The sequence below is a fragment of the Angustibacter luteus genome (genome assembly GCF_039541115.1).
In the GTDB taxonomy this organism is placed as follows: domain Bacteria; phylum Actinomycetota; class Actinomycetes; order Actinomycetales; family Angustibacteraceae; genus Angustibacter; species Angustibacter luteus.
Window position 1 is genome coordinate 517,466 of sequence record NZ_BAABFP010000002.1, and the last position, 18,305, is coordinate 535,770.

Below are 18,305 nucleotides of genomic sequence, written 5' to 3' on the forward strand. Positions count from 1 at the left end.
GTCGTCACCGCCCTGGTCCTGCTCCGCGCCTGCCAGCTGACAGCGTCGGGTTCACGGATCGTCGGTCTCGGTCTCTGACCGGCTCCGGTCAGGGTTCGAGCCATCACGGCGCCACCCCTGGGCGAGTGCAGATCCCCAGCGGTCGCACGGTGACGTAGAGCGAGGTCGGCCCGCCACTCAGTCGCCCCATCGGTCGATGGGTCCCCCCGTTGCAGCGTTGCCTGAACCTCGTCGGCATCACGCACGGTGAACCTGAGCGCCCAGGACTGGTGCATTCGGGTGAAGCCCCAACCGGGCTCCCTCACCCCCGGGGGGCGCGTCGATGCGAGGTCAGCGGCGACCTGTCCGGCCGAGACGGGTCCAGGTCTCGACGACGGTGTCGGGGTTCAGCGACATCGTGTCGATGCCCTGCTCGAGGAGCCACTCGGCGAGGTCAGGGTGGTCGCTCGGACCTTGCCCGCAGATGCCGATGTACTTCCCACGGGCCTTGCAGGCGGCGATCGCCAGGCTGAGCAGCTCCTTGACGGCCGGGTCTCGCTCGTCGAAACCTGCTGCCACCAGCGCGGAGTCGCGGTCCAGCCCGAGGGTCAGCTGGGTCAGGTCGTTGGAGCCGATCGAGAACCCGTCGAAGTGGTCGAGGAACTGGTCGGCGATGACCGCGTTGGACGGGACCTCGCACATCATGATCACCTGCAACCCGTTCTCTCCGCGCCGAAGCCCGTAGTCGGCGAGCAGGTCGATGACCCCGCGTGCCTCCGTGAGCGTCCGCACGAACGGGATCATCACCTTGACGTTGGTCAGGCCCATCTCGTCGCGGACGAACGTCAGCGCCTCGCACTCCATCGCGAAGCACTCGCGGAACTCCTGCGACAGGTAGCGGGAGGCGCCGCGGTACCCGATCATCGGGTTCTCCTCGTGCGGCTCGTACAGGTCGCCGCCGATCAGGTTGGCGTACTCGTTGGACTTGAAGTCCGACATGCGCACGATCACCGGCTTGGGCGCGAACGCGGCCGCGATGGTCGCGACCCCCTCGGCCACCCGCTGCACGAAGTACTCCCGCGGCGAGGCGTACGGCGCCACCGCGGCCTCGACCTGCTCGCGGACCGTCCCGGTGAGGCGGTCGAGCTCGAGCAGGGCCTTGGGGTGGATGCCGATCTGCCGGTTGATGATGAACTCCAGCCGGGCCAGACCGACGCCCTCGTTCGGCAGGCGCGAGAAGGCGAACGCCTGGTCCGGCGTGCCGACGTTCATCATGATCCCGACCGGGATCTCCGGCATCGCCTGCATGTCGGTCTCCTCGACGGCGAAGTCGAGCAGCCCGGCGTACACGAAGCCGGTGTCCCCCTCGGCGCACGAGACCGTGACCTCACGCCCGTCGACCAGCTCGGCCGTGGCGTTGCCGGCGCCGACCACCGCGGGGATGCCGAGCTCGCGCGCGATGATCGCCGCGTGGCAGGTGCGGCCGCCCCGGTTGGTCACGATCGCACTGGCCCGCTTCATGATCGGCTCCCAGTCCGGGTCGGTCATGTCGGCCACCAGGACGTCGCCGCGCTGGAAGTCGCGCATCTGGTCGGCCGAGGCCAGGACCCGCACCGGCCCTGCACCGATCTTCTGCCCGATGGCCCGGCCCTCGACCAGCAGCGGCCCACGCTCGCTGATCCGGTACCGGGAGATGGTGGTCGCGGACTGGCGCGACTGGACCGTCTCGGGCCGGGCCTGCAGCACGTACAGCTTGCCGTCCAGGCCGTCCTTGCCCCACTCGATGTCCATCGGACGGCCGTAGTGGTCCTCGATGACCAGGGCGTGCCGAGCCAGCTCCTCGACCTCGGCATCGGTCAGGCTCAACAGGTGCTGCTCGGCCAGGTCGACGTCCACGAACTCGGTCGTTCGCCCGACGGCCGCATCGGTCGTGTAGACCATCTTGGTCGCCTTGCCACCGACCGCCCGTTTCAGGATCGCCGGCCGGCCGGCCCGCAACCCTGGCTTGTAGACGTAGTACTCGTCCGGGTTCACCGCTCCTTGCACGACGGCCTCCCCCAGTCCGTAGGAAGACGTGATGAACACGGCGTCGTCGAAACCGGACTCGGTGTCCATCGTGAACATCACCCCGGACGCACCGACGTCCGAGCGCACCATGCGCTGCACCCCCGCCGACAGTGCGACCGTCTCGTGCTCGAAACCGTGGTGCACCCGGTAGGCAATCGCTCGGTCGTTGTACAGGGAGGCGAACACCTCCCGGACCGCGACCAGCACCGCCTCGATCCCCCGGATGTTCAGGAACGTCTCCTGCTGGCCGGCGAACGAGGCATCCGGCAGGTCCTCGGCCGTGGCACTGGACCGGACCGCGAACGAGGCCTCCGGGTTGCCGGCGACCAGCTCGTCGTACGCCGCACGGATGTCGGCCTCCACGTCGGCCGGCAGCGGTTGCGCCACGATCGCCGTCCGCACCCGCTGACCGACCTCGGCCAGCTGGACGACGTTCTCCGTGTCCAACCCCGACATCGCCGTCACGATCGTCGACGACAGCCCCTCCTGGGCGATGAACCGCCGGTAGGCGTCCGCGGTGGTCGCGAAGCCGTCCGGCACCCGGACGCCTGCCGTGGCCAGGTTCGCGACCATCTCGCCCAGCGACGCGTTCTTGCCGCCGACCTGGTCCAGGTCGGCCATGCCCAGGCTCGAGAACCACAGCACGTTGGTCATGGACGACCTCTTTCCTTGGACGGTCGGGTACCGAGGGTCTGCAGGATCAACGTGGACATCTCCTCCACCGACCTCGTCGTGGAGTTGATGACCGGGATGCCGTGGGTCCGGTAGAGCGCGTCGGCCCGTCGCAGCTCCTTGGTGCACTGCTCCAGGGAGGCGTACGTCGAGTTGGGACGGCGCTGCTGACGCACCTCGCTCAGCCTGCCTGGCGTGGCGATCAGCCCGAAGCACCGCTCGCCCAGGTGGGCGATGGGGCGCGGCAGATCGGTGGTCTCCAGGTCGTCCTCGATCAACGGGTAGTTCGCCACGAACAACCCGTGCTGCAGCGCCAGGTACATCGTGGTCGGGGTCTTCCCGCATCGCGACGGCGCGACCAGGATCACGTCCGCCCGGTCCAGGGCCCGCAGGCTCTGCCCGTCGTCGTGCTCGATCGCGTACTCGATCGCCTGCATGCGCGAGTTGTAGCGCTGGATGTCACCGACGCCGTGCAGCCGAGCCGCGACCCGTGCGCCCGAGGCGCCGAGGATCGACTCCACCCGCTGCATGTGCAGCTCGAAGAAGTCGATGATCGGGCAGCGTGAGGTCAGCAGCACCTTGCGGATCTCGTCGGTCGCGGCGGTGGTGAAGGCCAGCGGGGTCACCGGACCGTCCATCGCCTCGTCCAGGATCGCGACGACTTTGCGCGCCTCCTCCTCGGTGGAGATGAAGGGGATGAGCCGGCGTTCGAACCGGAGGTCCGGGAACTGGATGAGCAGCGCATTACCCATCGTCTCGGCGCTGATGCCCGTGCTGTCGGAGAGGAAGAACACCGGGACGGGCTCGTCCTGCATCGGGCCTCCTCTCCATCGAGTGCGTCGGACTCGCTTGCGCGGCCCGGCGCCTATCTTGGACGACCCGGGTCAACGGCGGTACTCAGGTCCGGATTTGAAGCGACGACTCGCACGGATCAGCGCCGTCGGTAGCGGCCGTCGAAGGCGGTCTCCCAGGTCGTCCCGTCGTCCGGTGAGACCTCCCAGAACTGACGGACCTGGTCACCGCCAGCCGACGGCGACCACGTGATCCGGTGCCGTTGCACGCCTGCGGCGGAGCCCGCCGGGCTGTCCCCTTCCAGCACCATGGCACCGTCCCGGACGCCGCCGTCCAGCAGCAGCGTCGAGCCGGTGGAGTCCATCCAGGTCTGGTGCCAGGCACCTCGGTCGGCGTCCCAGGAGTTGAGGCTGATGCCCTCGACGCCGCTCGAACCCACCCACCGCTCGCACAGCACCTGCCCGTCGAACAGCGCGGTGACCTGGTTCGTGCCCACCTGTTCGCCGTCCGGATCGAAGACGTCCCACTCGCCGACCCAGAACGAGAATTCGTGAGCGTGCCCCGCATCCGTCATCCGGTCAGCATGCACCTGTCCGCGTCCTGGGTGTGAGCGCTCTGGTGCTCACCCCGTCGCCGTTCGCCGGGCGAGTGCTGAGGGGCAAGGCGCTTGCATGTCGACCGTGGTCAACCCCCTCAGGTCTCGGCGCGGAGAAAGGTGAGGACCGCGAGAACGCGGCGGTGATCGTCGTCCGTGTCGGGGAGATCGAGCTTGGCGAAGATGTTGGAGATGTGCTTTTCGACGGCGCCGAGGGTGACGACCATTTCCCTGGCTATGCCGGCGTTGGTGCGACCTTCGGCCATCAGTGCCAGCGTCTCGCGTTCGCGCGGCGTGAGCTGATCGAGCTTGTTGCTGACGGCGGATCGGGTGCGGACGAGCTCTGAGACGACCTCTCGGTCCAGGGCGGTGCCGCCGGCCGCGACGCGGTGCAGCGCATCAACGAAGTCGGCGATGTCGCTGACTCTCTCCTTGAGGAGGTAGCCGAGACCGGCGCCGGGCGAGTCGAGGAGTTCTGCGGTGTACACGGGCTCGACGTACTGCGACAGGATGAGTGTCGCCAGTGCGGGGTGCTTGGCTCTCGCCTCGATCGCCGCCCGGATGCCCTCGTCGGCGAAGGTGGGAGGTAACCGGACGTCGATGATCGCCAGGTCGGGGTCGTGCTCCGCGACGATGCTGAGCAGACCAGGCCCGGTGTCGGTCGTCGCGACGACGTCGATGTTGACATCGTTGAGCAAGGCGACGAGCCCCTCGCGGAGCAGTGCGTGGTCTTCAGCGATCACGACGCGCACGGCACCTCCGCATGCACGTGGGTTGGGCCGCCGGCTGGCGAGGTGAGGACGAACGTGCCATCCAGCGCTTCGACACGCGCACGCAACCCTTGCACACCGGTGCCTGCCTGGTCGACGTTGCCGTGGCCGTCATCGGTGACGTCGACGCTGACGGCATCGGGGGTGAACGCGATGCGCACGTGCACCGCCGCGCCAGGAGCGTGCTTGGTGGCGTTCGTCAGCGCCTCGGCGACCACGAAGTAGGCGGCGCCCTCGGCCGTGGGCGGCGGCCTGCGCCCGTCGTCGCCTCCGACCACCTCGAGGGTGGCGCGACCGCGCTGGGTCAGGGACTGAACAGCCGCGACCAGGCCCCGGTCGGCAAGCACTGGCGGTGCGATGCCCCGGGTGAGGTCTCGCAGCTCACGGATGGCCAGGTTGGCTTCCTCCCGGGCAGCGCGCACGAGCGCGGCCGCCTTGGGTTCGTGAGCGACCGCGGCCTCGGCCCGGCCAAGCTGCATGGTCAGCACGACGAGCCTGGCTTGCGCACCGTCGTGGAGGTCGCGTTCGATGCGGCGCAGCTCCGCGGCCTGCGCGTCGACGGCCTGACGGCGCGTACGGCTGAGCGTGTCGACGCGCTCTTGCAGCGTGCGGGTCCCGAACGACGGCAGCTCGTCGCGCAGGTCGATGAGGGCATGCACCCCCAGCACCACGCCCAGTCCGATGACTGACCAGAGAACCCACGGGCCTTGGGCGCCGCTGAAGGCCCACACGAACACGAGGGCGGCAGACAGGGCGACGCTGACCTCGAGGTGCCGTCGCACCCGAGAACGCGGCGTGTTGGCCTTGCCGCGCAGGTTCTGTCGCCACAGGAGCGGCAGCAGGACCGTCGCGCACCCGAGGATCACCCAGCTGGGCCAGAAGTAGCCGCCCCCGGCCGCCGCCCAGGCGGCCGTGCAGGTCACCACGATGATGGCGCTGAGTGCGGTCACGAACGCCAGGGGCGAGGCGATGGGCCTAGCCGCCTCGCCTCCACGCGGGGTGGACCCCCTCATGCGGTGTCCTCCCCTCCACGAGCTGCGACAGCGGCATTCTTCCAGCCGGGCATCTTCCAGCCGCGCTCACCCAGGAGGGCGACGACGGCCGGTAGGGCCACGCCTCGCACCAGTGTCGCGTCGATCAGCACCGCCGCCGCGAGGCCGACGCCCAGCTGCTTGAAGGTGATCACGTCGAGCGTCGCGAAGATGGAGAACACGGCGACCATGACGACGGCCGCGCTGGTGATGGTTCCCGCGGTGGCACCGACGCCTTCCGCGGCGGCTTCGCGGGCACTTCGTCCTGCGAGCCGAGCTTCGCGGATGCGCTCGAGCACCAGCACCGTGTAGTCCATCGAGAGCCCGAACAGCACCACGAACATGAACAGGGGCAGCCAGTTGATGATGGGCGCAGACGAGTGGGAGCCGAGCAGAGCCTCGGCCCAGCTGTGCTGGAAGACCAAGGTGAGGACACCGTAGGCCGCACCGATCGAGAGCAGGTTGAGGCCCATGACAGCAGCCGCCAGCAGCGGTGAGCGGAACGCCAGGAGCAACAGCAGGAACCCGAGGAGCAGCACGAACCCGATGACCTCCGGGGTGGCCACGCTCATGCGGTGGGAGTAGTCCATCGTCGAGGCAGCGCTGCCCGTGACCAGTGCCGGGGAGCTGACGCCGTCGATGGTGGTCGCGGTGGGTGCCACGTCATCCCGGAGCTGCTGGATGGTGTTGCTCGCCGCGTCAAGGCCCTGGTCGGGCATGGGCACGTTGACGCGGGCGACGTCGCCGTTCGAGGACACCGTGACGGCGACGGGCCCCTGTCCGCCGGTGACCTCTCTCGCCTTCTGTCCGAGTGCGGTGAGGTCTGCCTGGGCCTTCTGGGTGTCGAGGTCGTGTCCGGTGACGACCAGCTGGGTGTCAGAGGGGGCGCCTGGGAAGGACTTCTCGATGCCCTTCAGTGCCTGGACCACCGGCAGGTCCTGGGGAAGGTCGGCGACCCGGAGGTCACCGGTGTGCATCGAGACCATCGGGATGGTCAGGGCGCCGAGAACGGCGACCGCAGCCACCACGAAGGTGAGCGGACGGTTGGTCACCACACGCGCGAGCCGCGCCCACACGCCGATCGTCTGTCCAGCAGCACGCTCCTCACGGCGGGCGCGAGCCGCGGCGCGGCGGCGGTAGCCGGGGATACGGCCACGGTCGACCCGGTCACCGAGGAGGGCGAGCATCGCCGGCAGCACCGTGAGCGAACCGAGCACCGCGATCGCGACGACCGTGATGGTGCCCAGGCCGACCGAGACGAGGTCGCCGGCGCCGGTGATCAGCAAGCCGGCCAGCGAGATCATCACGGTCAGGCCCGAGATGAGGATCGCCCGGCCCACGGAGGCGGCCGAGGCGATCAAGGCGGACTCGGGAGTGGCCCGACCGGCAACTCGTGCCGGACCACGTCCCCGTCGGCGCTCCTCACGCTCGCGGCGCACGTAGAACAGGGAGTAGTCGACGCCTACGGCGAGACCGATCAGGACGACGATGGCCGACGTCGACTCGCTGTTGGGTGCGATGTGCGAGACCAGGCCCAGCGCACCGATGGCCGCTACGACAGAGGTAATCCCCAGCACCAGCGGCACGCTGGCGGCCACGAGCGCACCGAAGGCGAGCACGAGGATGAGCAAGGTGATGGGCAGGGAGATCAGCTCGGCGCGGTGAAGACCCGTCCCGATGACGTCGCTGATCGCTTTCGTCTCGGTCCCGTCACCGACTTCTTGCAGCTCGGTGCCTGGGTGATCGGCGGAGACCTGCTTGTTGAGGTCGAGCAGCGGTTCGACATGGTCGGCGGCGCCGTCGGGACTCCCGCTCAGCTGGACCTGCACGAGGAGCGTTCGGCCACCATCGGCAACCAGGTCCTTGGACTGTGCGGGCCCCGTCACCGACGCGACACCGGGCAGCTCGGCCGCCCGCTTGGTCAGGTCCGCGGCCGCAGCGCTCGCCTTCACCGCTGACGGTGCGGTGATGAGAATGTTCTCCGAGGCGGGGTCGCGAAGCCCTGCCCGCTGCAGAAGGGCGTCGGCCTGGGCAGACTCACCGACCTCCGCCTGCACCTGGGTCAGGTTCTGGGTGCCGACCAAGGCACCGGAGGCCAGGCAGGCGACCACGAACAGCAGCCACGCGGCGATGATCTTCTTCGGATGACGTTGGGCGACGAGCGCGCAACCCCGCACCATGCGGACGAGGACGCCGTGATCTGCCGTCGCTGGGCGAGCGCCACCGCGGTTGCGAGGGGGTGAGAGGGTCATGTCTCCATCGTCGAAGAACGGCACCGGCAGATCACTGGAGCCCGCTGGTGTCTGAGCCGGTGAGCACCCCCGAACCTGTGGTGGGGTTATCCCCACCATCCGGGCCGGCCCTGAGCACCGGGGCGGAGATGGCTGCGCACATGAAAGAGGCCCTCACAGTGACTGTGAGGGCCTCTTCCGACTTGTAGCGGGGGCAGGATTTGAACCTGCGACCTCTGGGTTATGAGCCCAGCGAGCTACCGAGCTGCTCCACCCCGCGCCGTTCCGGCCTTGCGACCGAACTGGCTCAACCTTACGTCAGACCCGGCCCTCGACCAAATCGGCGGCGAAGTTCTCGAGGCTTGATGCCACTTCTCGAGGCTCCTACGCCTACCTCAGCGGACGAAACCCTGCTTAACGTGATCAACGGCCGGGGGCGGGCGCGGGTCAGCCGAGCGACACGGTCCCGTCGGCGGCGACGGACCAGGACCGGTTGTGCGCGATCTCCCACACCACCCCGTTGGGATCGCGCACGTGCGCGTTGTAGATCCCGCCGAACGCGCTCTCGGACGGCGGACGCACCACCGCCCCTCCGACCGACTCGAGCAGCGCGACGGTCGAGTCGACGTCGGCCCTCGACCCCAGGTTGTGCGACAGCGTCACGCCGCTGACCGCCGGCGGCACCGCTCCCCCGGCATCAGCGGCGAACTTCTCCGCGTCGAAGAACCCGAGCACCTGGCCGGGCGCGACCTGGAAGAACACGATCTCGCCCGGCACGTCCAGCAGCGGGGCCCAACCCAGCCCGGCCACGTAGAACGCGCGCGCCGCATCCAGGTCCGCCGTGGCGAACGTCAGGAAGCTGACCTGCGGTTCCATGCCGCCGACCTCAGGGGGTCGAGGCCGTGGACGACGGGCTGGACGTGGCCGACGGAGTCGCCGAGGGCTTAGGCGTGGCAGTCGCACCACCAGATGCCGCGACGCGCTTGTCCGCGTCCACGGCCCGCTGCAGTGCCTCCTCCAACGCCTTCTGCGCCACGCCGTAGGCCGCGAAGTCGTTCTTCGCCAACGCCGCCTGACCGTCCTTGATGGCGGCCTGGGCGTCCGCGAGCGCCTTCGCGAGGTCGGTCGACGCGTTCGTCGTCCCACCCGTCCCGGTTCCCGTGCCGCCACTGGTCCCGCCGCCGCCGGCCCCGGCATCACCAGCAGTCGCGCCGGAGTTGCCGCCGAAGACCTGGTCCAGCGCCTCGTCCAAGGTGTCGCCGAAACCGATCTTGTCGCCGAAGCTGACCAAGACCTTCTGCAGCAACGGATAGGACGTCGTCCCGGTGCCTCGCACGTAGACCGGCTGCACGTAGAGCAGGCCGCCGCCGACGGGCAGGGTCAGCAGGTTGCCGCTCTCGACCTTGGTCGAGCCCTGGCGCAGCAGGTTCAGCTGCTGCGAGACGGTCGGGTTGGCGTTGAAGTTGTTCTGCACCTGCCCGGGCCCGGAGACCACGGTGTCCTTGGGCAGCTGCAGCACGCGCAGCTTGCCGTAGCCCGCACGCTTCTGGCCGGCCACGTCACCGGCGTTGGCGTCCACCGCGGCGAAGGCGGTCAGCACGTTCCGCGTCCCGGCACCGCTGGGGATGAAGGTCGACGTCAACGAGAACGTGGCGCCCTTCTGGTCCGGCATCTGCAGCGTCAGGTAGTACGGCGGCTGGTCGACGGCGCCGGCGTGCGTCGGGTCGTCCGGCACGGACCAGAAGTCGCTACCGCCGTAGAAGGCGCTCGGGTCGCTGACGTGGTACTTCGCCAGGATCGAGCGCTGCACCTTGAACATGTCCTCGGGGTAGCGCAGGTGCGACATGAGCTGGCCGGAGATCTGCGAGACCGGCCGCACGGTGCCCGGGTAGATCTTCATCCAGGTCTTCAGCACCGGGTCCGTCGGGTCCCACGCGTACAGCCGCACGGTGCCGTCGTACGCGTCGACGGTCGCCTTGACCGAGTTGCGCAGGTAGTTGATCTTGTTGTTGGCCAACGCCTGCACGCTCGTGGTCTGCGCGGTCAGCGAGTCGGCGGTCGCGTCACCCAGCTGGGACTTCTGCGCGTTCGGGTACTTGTCCGTCGTCGTGTAGCCGTCGAGGATCCACTGCACCCGCCCGTCCACCACGGCGGGGTACGGGTCGCCGTCCACGGTGAGCCACGGGGCGACCTTCTCGACCCGGTCCCGCGGCTTGCGGTCGAACAGGATCCGCGAGTCGGAGTTCACCCGGTCCGAGACCAGGATGTTGTACTCCTGGTTGGCGATCGCGAAGGCCATCTGCCGCGGGAACGAGCCGATCGAGACGCCGCCCTTGCCGGTGTAGGTGTTGTTCTTCTGCCCGCTGGCGCTGGTGTCCGGGTAGTCGAGCTCGACCGGGGCGCTGCTCTTCGGCGCACCGACGATCGAGTAGTCCGGCGACTGCTCGCCGAAGTAGATCCGCGGCTCGTACTCACCGAGCTCACCGGTGGGCGGGATGTCGCCCTCGGAGAACACCGGCTTGCCGTCGGTCTCGCGCTTGTTGCCGAAGGCCGACACCACGCCGAAGCCGTGCGTGTACGTCGTGTGGTCGTTGACCCAGTTGCGCTGCGCGGTGGCCAGACCGTCCAGCTCGACCTCGCGAACGGCGACCACGGTGTCCTGGGACTTGCCGTTGATCACGTAGCGGTCGACGTCCAGGCTGTCCGGGAACGCGTAGTACTGCCGGACCTGCTCCAGCTGGCGGAAGGCGTCGGAGACCAGCGCGGGGTCGAGCAGCCGGATGCCCGGCACGGTCTCGGCGTCGTTGCGCAGCTGACCGGACGTGACACTCGTCTTGGCGTTGTACTCCTGGACGTCGACGTCGTCGAGCCCGTACGCCGCGCGGGTCGCGGCGATGTTGCGCTCGATGTACGTCCGCTCCCGCGAGGACTCGCTCGGCTTGACCTGGAACCGTTGCACCGCAGCCGGATAGATCCCGCCGACGACGATCGCGCAGACCACGAGCAGGGCGACGCCCAGGCCGGGCAGGCGCCACGAGTCCAGCCAGATCGCCGCGATGACGACGAGCCCGACCACGATCGAAGCGATCGCCAGGAACAGCTTGGCCGGCAGCACCGCGTTCACGTCGGTGTAGGTCATGCCGGTGAAGTCGCGGGCCAGCGAGTGCTCGGCCGTGGTGAGGCTGTACCGGTCCAGCCAGTAGCCGGCGCCGCGCAGCAGCAGGAAGATGCCGACCAGCACGGACAGGTGCACGCGGGCCGCCGTCGTCGTCCGCTGGTCACCGCCCTGCAGGCGCAGGCCGCCGTACAGGTAGTGCACGACGAACGCCGCGATGAACGAGAGCACGACCGCGGCGGTCAGGACGCCCAGCACCAGTCGCAGGAACGGCAGCGTGAAGACGAAGAACCCGACGTCCAGCCCGAACTGCGGGTCCTTGACGTGGAACGGCGTGCGGTGCAGCCACAGCAGGTAGGTCTGCCAGCGCCCGGCCGTCGCGGCGCCGGCGATGAGGCCGACCGCCACCGGCAGCACGATGGTCGCCAGCTTGCGGAGCGGCTCGACCTGCTCGCGGTAGCGGTCCAGGCTCGCCTGCTCCGGGGACACCGGCGCGTAGACCGGCCGGGTCCGGTAGGCCAGCGACAGGGAGAGCGCCACCGCACCACCGACGAGCACTGCCGCCACCACGAACAGCAGCACCCGCGCGCTCAGCGTGGTGCTGAACACCTTCGTGTAGCCGACGGACTGGAACCACAGCACGTTCACCCACACCCGTGAGGCAAAGACCACGAGCAGCACGAGGCCGACCACCACGATGATCGTGGGCACCAGCGGACCGCGGCGACGCGGCGAGACCACTGGTCGGTCGCCGTCCCGGCGACCCTGTCCACCCCATGGTGGGTTGAAGCTCACGGTTGATCCCCTTGCTGTCGGTGTCGGGGCCAACCTGGGGCGGGCCTCGTCCGGACAACTTACCTGTGCTCCCTGGGGTTCCCGTTGTCGTGTAACAGTCCGGTATTGGCACTATGGGCGCCGTGAGCGACTCCCTGACCCGAGCCCTGCTGGAGACCGAGCGGCACGTCGCCGAAGCGGGCTGGGACCAGCCGCCCCGGCTCTTCGCCCTGGTGCGCACCACGGACCTGCTCGAACGCGAGCCCGCACTGCGCACCCAGCTCGACCCCGGCACCCTCACCGCGGCGGCCGCCGACCCCGACCACCTGATCGCCATCGAGCAGGACGGCGTGCCCGCCACCTCGCACCTGGAGTCGATCCTCGGGCAGCTTGCCTGGGGTCCGGACGTCGACGGGGTGGCCATCACCGCCGAACGCGTCGTCGTCCCGCCAGAGGCCGAGCGTGACCTGCCCACCGGGCAGCAGGAGGCCGTCGACTACCTCGCCGCGCACCCGCAGCGCCAGGACGTCCGGCTCGTCGTCGCCGTGCTGCGTGGCGGCGAGCACCAGTGCGGCGTCCGTCAGCGCCAGCAGGACGACGCCAGCTCGGTCGCCGTCGGGCCCGACCTCGTGCCGGGGCTGGTCGCCGCGCTCGCCGCAACCCTGGACTGACTCCTCAGGAGGCCTTGCAGACCGGCAGGCTCGCCCCGTCGCCGGTGGCGATCTTCTCCACGTCGTCCCGGGTCTGCGTCAGGTTCGACGACGACACCACGTGCAGTCCGGCGGGGATGTGCCCGACGACCTCGTTGCAGTTCGACTGGGGCGCGATGAACCACTTCGCCCCCGCCCGGCGAGCGCCGACGAGCTTCTGCGCGATGCCGCCGATCGGGCCGACGTTGCCGGCGCCGTCGATGGTGCCGGTGCCGGCGATCTGCGCGCCGGCACCGAGGTCGCCCTCGGTCAGCAGGTCGTAGATGCCGAGCGCGAACATCATCCCGGCGCTCGGCCCGCCGACGTCCTTGGTGGCGAACTCGACGTCCACCGGGAAGTCGTAGGTGGTCTTCAGGTCCACCCCGAGCACGGTGCGCCCGTCCGAGCTGCCCGTCGTCGTCTTGAGCTCGGTGCTCGTCCCGTTCCGCCGCACGGTCACCCGGACGTCGGCGCCGGGCTTGAGCTTCTGCACCGTCGCACGCAGATGGGCGCTGTCGACGACCTTGGTGCCGTCGATCGCGGTGATCACGTCATCGGCCTTGAGCACCTTGGCGGCCGGCATCCCCTTGCTGACGTCGGCGATGGTGATCTTCTCCGGCACGGTGTAGCCGGCCAACCGCAGCCCGGCCGCCGTGGCCTGCTGCTGCGAGTCCGACATCTCGGCCTGCGTCTCGGCCTGCGCCTCGCCCTGGGTCTGCCCGGGCGGGAAGACCTGCTCGACGGGCACGACGGCGCGGGTCGGCGAGATCCAGCCGCGCAGCACGTCGAGCATCGAGACCTTGTTGCCCGGGCCGCCGAAGACGGACACCGTGGTCATGTCCAGCGTGCTGCCGTCGACGGGACGGAAGCTCTTCGTCGGCGGGTTGATCGTGATCAGCTCGAGCGGGCCGACCTTGCCGAGCACGTTCGTGGCCGGCCCGGGCGCGTAGATCGCGTACGGCGCGGGCAGCAGCGAGATCACCCCGCCGAGCACGATCGCCAGGATGCCGGTCACCGCCATCGTCAGGGTCCGCGAGGACAGGCCGGACGACGAGGGCGGCGGCGCGTCGACGTACGGCGCCTGGCTCTCCAGCTGGCTCATTCGCTGTCCTTCTCTTGCCGGCGCACCTGCGCCATCGCCTCGCGGAAACGGGTGTAGTCCTCGATCGTGTCGGTGCCGTCCTTGGGCCGGCGCTCGCGCCGGGCCACTCCCACGACGACGAGCACGACCACGGTCGCGGCCACCGGCACCAGCCACCAGAACCAGAACGGCGCGCTGGAGACCGAGAGCGCCACGACCGACGGCTCACCCACGACGACTCACCCCATGAGCGTAGACCGCCGTCAGGGCAGCCCGACCCACTCCTGCCCTCCGTCACCGAAGGCCTGGTTCTTCCAGATCGGCACGGTGGACTTCAACGTGTCGATCAGGTCGCGGGCGGCGTCGAAGGCCGTGCCGCGGTGCCGCGCGCTGGCGGCCAGGACGACGGCCAGGTCACCGACGTCCAGGTGCCCCACCCGGTGGACCGCGGCGAGCGCCACCACGTCGTGCCGCGCGGCGACCTGCTCGCAGACGTCGCGCAGCCGCTCGTGGGCGCTGGGGTGGGCCGTGTAGTCGAGCGCGGCCACCTCCCGCTCGTGGTCGATGTCGCGGACCGCGCCGACGAACACGCACAGCCCGCCCGCCGTGCGGTCCGCGACGGCGGCCAGCACCTCGTCCACGGACAGCGCGGTGTCGCGTAGCTCGCACAACCGGACCGGGTCGCTCACGAGCGCCTCCCTCGACGTCGACGGACGATGGCCGCGGTGCCCACCAGGGCCACGGCGGCGCCGGCCGCGCCCAGCGCGGCGTCCTTGCGGTCCAGCCGGCGGGCGGCCACGGCGTGGTGCCCGCGGACCTGCTCGAGCAGCTCCCCCAGGCAGGTCTCGTTGTCGTACATCGGCTCCCAGCCGGCCGCCCGCAGCCCGGACGACGCGACCGCCCACGGGTGCACCACGAAGGCCAGGTCGCTGGCCGGCGCGGGCAGGACCCCGACCCGGTGCAGCCGTTCGGCGGTGCCGAAGGCCAGCGACGCGGGCAGCTCGACCCGGCGCATACCGGACAACCGCTCGACGTCATCCTGGGCCAGCCAGCCCTCGCACCCCACGGTCAGCGCGCCGTCCAGCCCGGCGACGACGGCGGTGACGACCGCGTCGGCGAGGTCGGCCAGGTGGCAGAACTGCCAGACCGTCGTGCTCTCGCGCAGCACCAGCAGCCGGGGCGCCTCGAAGTGCCGGGACACGATGGTGTCGACGCCGGGCCCGACCAGCGCGGCCGGGCGCAGCACGGTCGTGCCGACCCCGGGGTGCGTCCGGGTCACCCGGGCGAGCACCTGCTCGACCTCGAGCAGGTCGCCGACGGTGCCCGAGTCCGGCACCGCCGCGACGGGGGCGTCGTCCGGCAGCGGCACCGGGTTGTCCGCGGTCGCGCCCAGCACCATCGCGCTGGTCACCGCGACCAGGCGGGAGGCGCCGACCGCGGCGGTGGCCGTCGCGACGGCCTGCGCGCGGCGCACTGCCTGCTCGCGGCGGCGGTCGGCGGGCACGCCGAGCGCGGTCGCCAGGTCGGTCGGGGCGGCCAGCAGGACGACGACGTCGACCCCCCGCAGCCGTTCGGCGACGTCCGGGCTGTCGACCGGACCGACCCGCCAGGTCGCGTGCTGCGCGGTCCCGCGCTCGGCGTCCAGGGCAATGACCTTGGCGACCGTGCCCTCGGCCACCTGTGCAACGAGCCGCTCGGTCACCACGGTGCCGAGGGCGTCCGCCGCACCGACGACAGCCACCGTGGGCCGCTTGGGACGGCGGCCGATCCGGCGGCGCGCCGGTGCTGGGGATTTCGCCGTTGGTGAAGATCCCGGGGACGTGGGCGACTCGGGGGAACTCACCGGCCACCTCCCTGGTTATCGTCGTGAACAGCCGACCAACGGCCGGGCGGCGCCATCTTCGCAGAGGCGCGCCATCCGCGCGGACGACCCGGCACCGAGCGAGGAGCGGCAGATGAACGACCGACCGATGGGCTTCGGCCCGCCCGGACCTTCCGACCCGGACGACGGCGACGAGTCGGTCGGTGGGTCGTCGTCCGACCCGTTCTCCGAGCTCTTCGCCGGCGGCGACCCCGAGGCGATGGCCCGGGCGCTGCAGGCGGCCGGTGCCGGTGACGTGGACGCCGACCAGGTGCGGGCGATGATGGGCCAGGTCCAGAAGCTGCTCAGCACGCCCGGCGACGGCGGTCCGGTGAACTGGCAGCTCGCCGGTGACGTGGCCCGCCAGGTGGTCAGCGAGCACGGCGACGCCACCGTCGGCCAGGCCGAGCAGCGGGCCGTGGACGAGGCGCTGCGCCTCGCCGACACCTGGCTCACCGAGGCCACGACGCTGCCGGCGGCCGGGGCCCGCGGGCTGGCCTGGAGCAGCGCCGAGTGGGTCGAGGGCACCAAGCCGGTGTGGCGCCGCCTGGTCGAGCCCGTCGCCGAGAGCGTGGCCCGGGCCCTGTCCGACGCGCTCGCCAAGCAGATCCCGCCGGAGCTCGCCGGGCCGATGGCCGCGTCCGGCCCCGGCGGTCCGGGTGAGGCGATGATGCGCCAGATCGGCGGCTCGGTGTTCGGGCTGCAGGTCGGCCAGGCCATCGGCACGCTGGCCACCGAGGTGGTCAGCGGCACCGAGATCGGGCTGCCGCTCGTCGAGCCGGGGGTCGTCGTCCTGGTCCCGGCTGGGGTGGCCGCGTTCGGCGAGGGGCTGGACGTGCCCGCCGACGAGGTGCGGCTGTATCTGGCCGTGCGCGAGGCGGCCCGCTCGCGGCTGTTCGCGCACGTGCCGTGGCTGTCCGCGGCCCTGCTCGGCGACGTCGAGGCCTACGCCCGCGGCATCGCCATCGACACCGAGCGGATCGAGTCGGCCCTGCGCGAGACCGACCCGAGCGACGCGGAGTCCATGCAGCAGGCGCTGGCCAGCGGGCTGTTCGAGCCGGAGCGGACGCCGGCCCAGCAGGTCGCGCTGGACCGGCTCGAGACCTCATTGGCCCTGCTCGAGGGCTGGGTCGAGGTGGTGACCGACGCCGCGGCGAGCACGCTGCCGCACGCGGACGGGCTGCGCGAGACGGTCCGCCGCCGTCGGGCCATCGGCGGCCCCGCCGAGCAGACCTTCTCCGCGCTGGTCGGCCTCGAGCTGCGGCCGCGCCGGCTGCGCGACGCCGCCGCGCTGTGGCGGGTCATCGGCGACACCCAGGGCATCGAGGCCCGGGACGGCGTGTGGTCCCACCCCGACCTGATGCCGACGGCCGAGGACCTGGACGACCCGCTGGGCTACGCCGAGCGGCGGGCGCAGGCGGACGCCGGGTCCGCCGCCGTCGACGCCGCCATCGAGCAGCTGCTGTCGGGCGAGTCCGGGCCCTCGGACCCGGCGTGACGGAGCTGCTCGACGAGGCGGTCGCGCTGCTCACCGGCTGGCCGGCGCCCTCGGCCGAGCAGGACGCGCTGCGTGAGGGCTACCTGGCGCACCTGCGCGAGCACCCGGACGGCCTGTGGCGCGAGGGGCCGCCCGCGCACCTGACGGCCAGCTGCTTCGTGCTCGACCCCACCGGCACGCACGCCCTGCTCACGCTGCACCGCAAGGGCGGCTTCTGGGTGCAGTTCGGCGGCCACCTCGAGCCCGGCGACGCCAGCCTCGCCGGCGCGGCGCTGCGCGAGGGCGTCGAGGAGTCCGGCGTGCCAGGGCTGCAGCTGGTCACCGCGCCCGGGCTGGCGCCGGTGGACCTGGACCGGCACGCCCTGTCCGCCGCCTTCGGCCGCTGCCGCGAGCACCTGGACGTCGCGTTCGTGGCGCTCGCCGCGCGGGACGACGAGCCCGTGGTCAGCGATGAGAGCGACGCCGTCGGGTGGTGGCCGGTGGACGCGCTGCCGGACACGGCGGTGGCCGACCTGCCGCGCCGGCTCGCTCGGGTTGCGCGGGCCGTCCGTCAGCTGGCGGGCTCGACCGACCTGTCCGCAGCGCTCTCGTCCGCGCCGTCGTCCGCGCCGTCGTCCTCGGACATCTCGGATCCCGCGGACGCGGCCACCCCCTCGAGGTAGCCGCGGGCCCGCTCGGTGCGCGGGTAGGACTCGAGCAGCGCCCAGAAGTCCCGCCCGTGCCGTGGCTCGACCAGGTGCGCCAGCTCGTGCAGCAGCACGTAGTCGAGCACCCAGCCGGGCATGCCCTGCACCCGCGAGCTGATCCGGATCGTGCCGTCGGCGGGCGTGCAGGACCCCCAGCGCGAGGCCTGGTTCGAGACCCAGGCGACGGACGTGGGTCGGGCCTGCCCACCGAGGTAGCGCTGGGACAGCTCGCCGGCCCGACGGGCCAGCGCGGCGTCGGACGGCCGCCGACGACGGTCCTGCGCCTCGAGCCGCTGCACCATGGCAGCGACCCACTCGGCCTCCTCGGCGCGGGTGAACCGCTCGGGGATGAGCACGATGGTGCGACCGCCCTCGCGGTACGCGCTGACCGTGCGCCGACGACGGCGGCTGCGGCGGACCTCGACGTCGGCAGCCATGAGATCGACGGTACCCGCCGACCACGA

At 71.0% G+C, this 18,305-nt stretch carries 16 protein-coding genes and 1 tRNA gene; 3 read left to right on the plus strand and 14 right to left on the minus strand.

Translation table 11 applies throughout. The features are described from left to right. Nucleotides 1-330 precede the first annotated feature (330 nt). The 9 genes from ppsA to ABEB17_RS02500 all read right to left on the minus strand — a co-directional run bounded on the left by ppsA (nucleotide 331) and on the right by ABEB17_RS02500 (nucleotide 11,963). A complete protein-coding gene (ppsA, locus tag ABEB17_RS02460) occupies nucleotides 331-2,700 on the minus strand; it encodes a phosphoenolpyruvate synthase (protein ID WP_345714973.1) in 2,370 nt (789 codons plus the stop codon). Further along, entirely contained in the window at nucleotides 2,697-3,533 is an 837-nt protein-coding gene (locus ABEB17_RS02465) for a pyruvate, water dikinase regulatory protein (RefSeq protein ID WP_345714974.1), read from the minus strand. Before ABEB17_RS02465 ends, ppsA begins: the two co-directional genes overlap by 4 nt. A gap of 116 nt (nucleotides 3,534-3,649) precedes the next feature. Continuing rightward, entirely contained in the window at nucleotides 3,650-4,084 is a 435-nt protein-coding gene (locus ABEB17_RS02470) for a hypothetical protein (protein ID WP_345714975.1), read from the minus strand. Between the two features lie 119 nt (nucleotides 4,085-4,203). Further along, nucleotides 4,204-4,857: a response regulator gene (locus ABEB17_RS02475; RefSeq protein ID WP_345714976.1), complete on the minus strand. Its 654-nt coding sequence runs from the start codon at nucleotides 4,855-4,857 to the stop codon at nucleotides 4,204-4,206. Beyond that, nucleotides 4,845-5,798, minus strand: coding sequence for a histidine kinase (locus ABEB17_RS02480; protein ID WP_345714977.1), 954 nt, complete (start codon nucleotides 5,796-5,798; stop codon nucleotides 4,845-4,847). The genes ABEB17_RS02475 and ABEB17_RS02480 overlap by 13 nt, the downstream gene beginning before the upstream one ends. 86 nt (nucleotides 5,799-5,884) lie before the next feature. Further along, nucleotides 5,885-8,158, minus strand: coding sequence for an MMPL family transporter (locus tag ABEB17_RS02485; protein ID WP_345714978.1), 2,274 nt, complete (start codon nucleotides 8,156-8,158; stop codon nucleotides 5,885-5,887). Nucleotides 8,159-8,343: 185 nt separating this feature from the next. Continuing rightward, nucleotides 8,344-8,417 (minus strand) — tRNA-Met (locus tag ABEB17_RS02490). Between the two features lie 167 nt (nucleotides 8,418-8,584). After that, nucleotides 8,585-9,013 carry a VOC family protein gene (locus ABEB17_RS02495; protein WP_345714979.1) on the minus strand — a complete coding sequence of 143 codons (429 nt, stop codon included), beginning with the start codon at nucleotides 9,011-9,013 and terminating at the stop codon, nucleotides 8,585-8,587. 10 nt (nucleotides 9,014-9,023) lie between these two features. Continuing rightward, nucleotides 9,024-11,963, minus strand: coding sequence for a UPF0182 family membrane protein (locus tag ABEB17_RS02500; RefSeq protein WP_345714980.1), 2,940 nt, complete (start codon nucleotides 11,961-11,963; stop codon nucleotides 9,024-9,026). Between the two features lie 197 nt (nucleotides 11,964-12,160). Between ABEB17_RS02500 and ABEB17_RS02505 the strand changes: the two genes are divergently transcribed. Continuing rightward, entirely contained in the window at nucleotides 12,161-12,697 is a 537-nt protein-coding gene (locus tag ABEB17_RS02505; protein WP_345714981.1) for a PPA1309 family protein, read from the plus strand. A 4-nt stretch (nucleotides 12,698-12,701) separates the two neighbouring features. Here the strand turns inward: ABEB17_RS02505 and ABEB17_RS02510 are convergent, their stop codons facing one another. Genes ABEB17_RS02510 through ABEB17_RS02525 form a run of 4 tightly spaced genes read right to left on the minus strand, consistent with a single transcriptional unit; the run spans nucleotide 12,702 to nucleotide 15,537 of the window. Next, the gene (locus tag ABEB17_RS02510; RefSeq protein ID WP_345714982.1) at nucleotides 12,702-13,817 is read right to left on the minus strand and encodes a YlbL family protein; all 1,116 of its coding nucleotides are present in this window, start codon (nucleotides 13,815-13,817) and stop codon (nucleotides 12,702-12,704) included. Continuing rightward, on the minus strand, nucleotides 13,814-14,029 hold the full coding sequence (locus ABEB17_RS02515; protein ID WP_345714983.1) for a hypothetical protein: 216 nt from the start codon (nucleotides 14,027-14,029) through the stop codon (nucleotides 13,814-13,816). Before ABEB17_RS02515 ends, ABEB17_RS02510 begins: the two co-directional genes overlap by 4 nt. Before the next feature lie 30 nt (nucleotides 14,030-14,059). Continuing rightward, nucleotides 14,060-14,485, minus strand: a complete 426-nt coding sequence (locus ABEB17_RS02520) for a molybdenum cofactor biosynthesis protein MoaE (protein WP_345714984.1) — start codon at nucleotides 14,483-14,485, stop codon at nucleotides 14,060-14,062. Beyond that, a complete protein-coding gene (locus tag ABEB17_RS02525; protein ID WP_345714985.1) occupies nucleotides 14,482-15,537 on the minus strand; it encodes an NAD-dependent epimerase/dehydratase family protein in 1,056 nt (351 codons plus the stop codon). Before ABEB17_RS02525 ends, ABEB17_RS02520 begins: the two co-directional genes overlap by 4 nt. Before the next feature lie 214 nt (nucleotides 15,538-15,751). Between ABEB17_RS02525 and ABEB17_RS02530 the strand changes: the two genes are divergently transcribed. Together ABEB17_RS02530 and ABEB17_RS02535 are read left to right on the plus strand one after the other, a co-directional pair. Beyond that, nucleotides 15,752-17,155 (plus strand): zinc-dependent metalloprotease, encoded by a 1,404-nt coding sequence (locus tag ABEB17_RS02530; RefSeq protein WP_345714986.1) that lies wholly within the window; start codon nucleotides 15,752-15,754, stop codon nucleotides 17,153-17,155. Further along, entirely contained in the window at nucleotides 17,152-17,817 is a 666-nt protein-coding gene (locus tag ABEB17_RS02535) for an NUDIX hydrolase (RefSeq protein WP_345714987.1), read from the plus strand. Before ABEB17_RS02530 ends, ABEB17_RS02535 begins: the two co-directional genes overlap by 4 nt. On the opposite strand, the gene ABEB17_RS02540 is transcribed toward ABEB17_RS02535, so the two are convergent. Continuing rightward, entirely contained in the window at nucleotides 17,706-18,278 is a 573-nt protein-coding gene (locus ABEB17_RS02540) for a M48 metallopeptidase family protein (RefSeq protein ID WP_345714988.1), read from the minus strand. The two genes, ABEB17_RS02535 and ABEB17_RS02540, sit on opposite strands and share 112 nt — an antisense overlap. Nucleotides 18,279-18,305 lie beyond the last annotated feature (27 nt).

Excerpts from the sequence above, each read along its gene's own strand:
- ABEB17_RS02495 (WP_345714979.1), bottom strand. The coding sequence starts at position 9,013 with ATGGAACCGCAGGTCAGCTTCCTGACGTTCGCCACGGCGGACCTGGAT.
- ABEB17_RS02465 (WP_345714974.1), bottom strand. The coding sequence starts at position 3,533 with ATGCAGGACGAGCCCGTCCCGGTGTTCTTCCTCTCCGACAGCACGGGC.
- ABEB17_RS02540 (WP_345714988.1), bottom strand. The coding sequence starts at position 18,278 with ATGGCTGCCGACGTCGAGGTCCGCCGCAGCCGCCGTCGTCGGCGCACG.
- ABEB17_RS02485 (WP_345714978.1), bottom strand. The coding sequence starts at position 8,158 with ATGACCCTCTCACCCCCTCGCAACCGCGGTGGCGCTCGCCCAGCGACG.
- ABEB17_RS02510 (WP_345714982.1), bottom strand. The coding sequence starts at position 13,817 with ATGAGCCAGCTGGAGAGCCAGGCGCCGTACGTCGACGCGCCGCCGCCC.
- ppsA (WP_345714973.1), bottom strand. The coding sequence starts at position 2,700 with ATGACCAACGTGCTGTGGTTCTCGAGCCTGGGCATGGCCGACCTGGAC.
- ABEB17_RS02530 (WP_345714986.1), top strand. The coding sequence starts at position 15,752 with ATGAACGACCGACCGATGGGCTTCGGCCCGCCCGGACCTTCCGACCCG.
- ABEB17_RS02505 (WP_345714981.1), top strand. The coding sequence starts at position 12,161 with ATGGGCGCCGTGAGCGACTCCCTGACCCGAGCCCTGCTGGAGACCGAG.
- ABEB17_RS02470 (WP_345714975.1), bottom strand. The coding sequence starts at position 4,084 with ATGACGGATGCGGGGCACGCTCACGAATTCTCGTTCTGGGTCGGCGAG.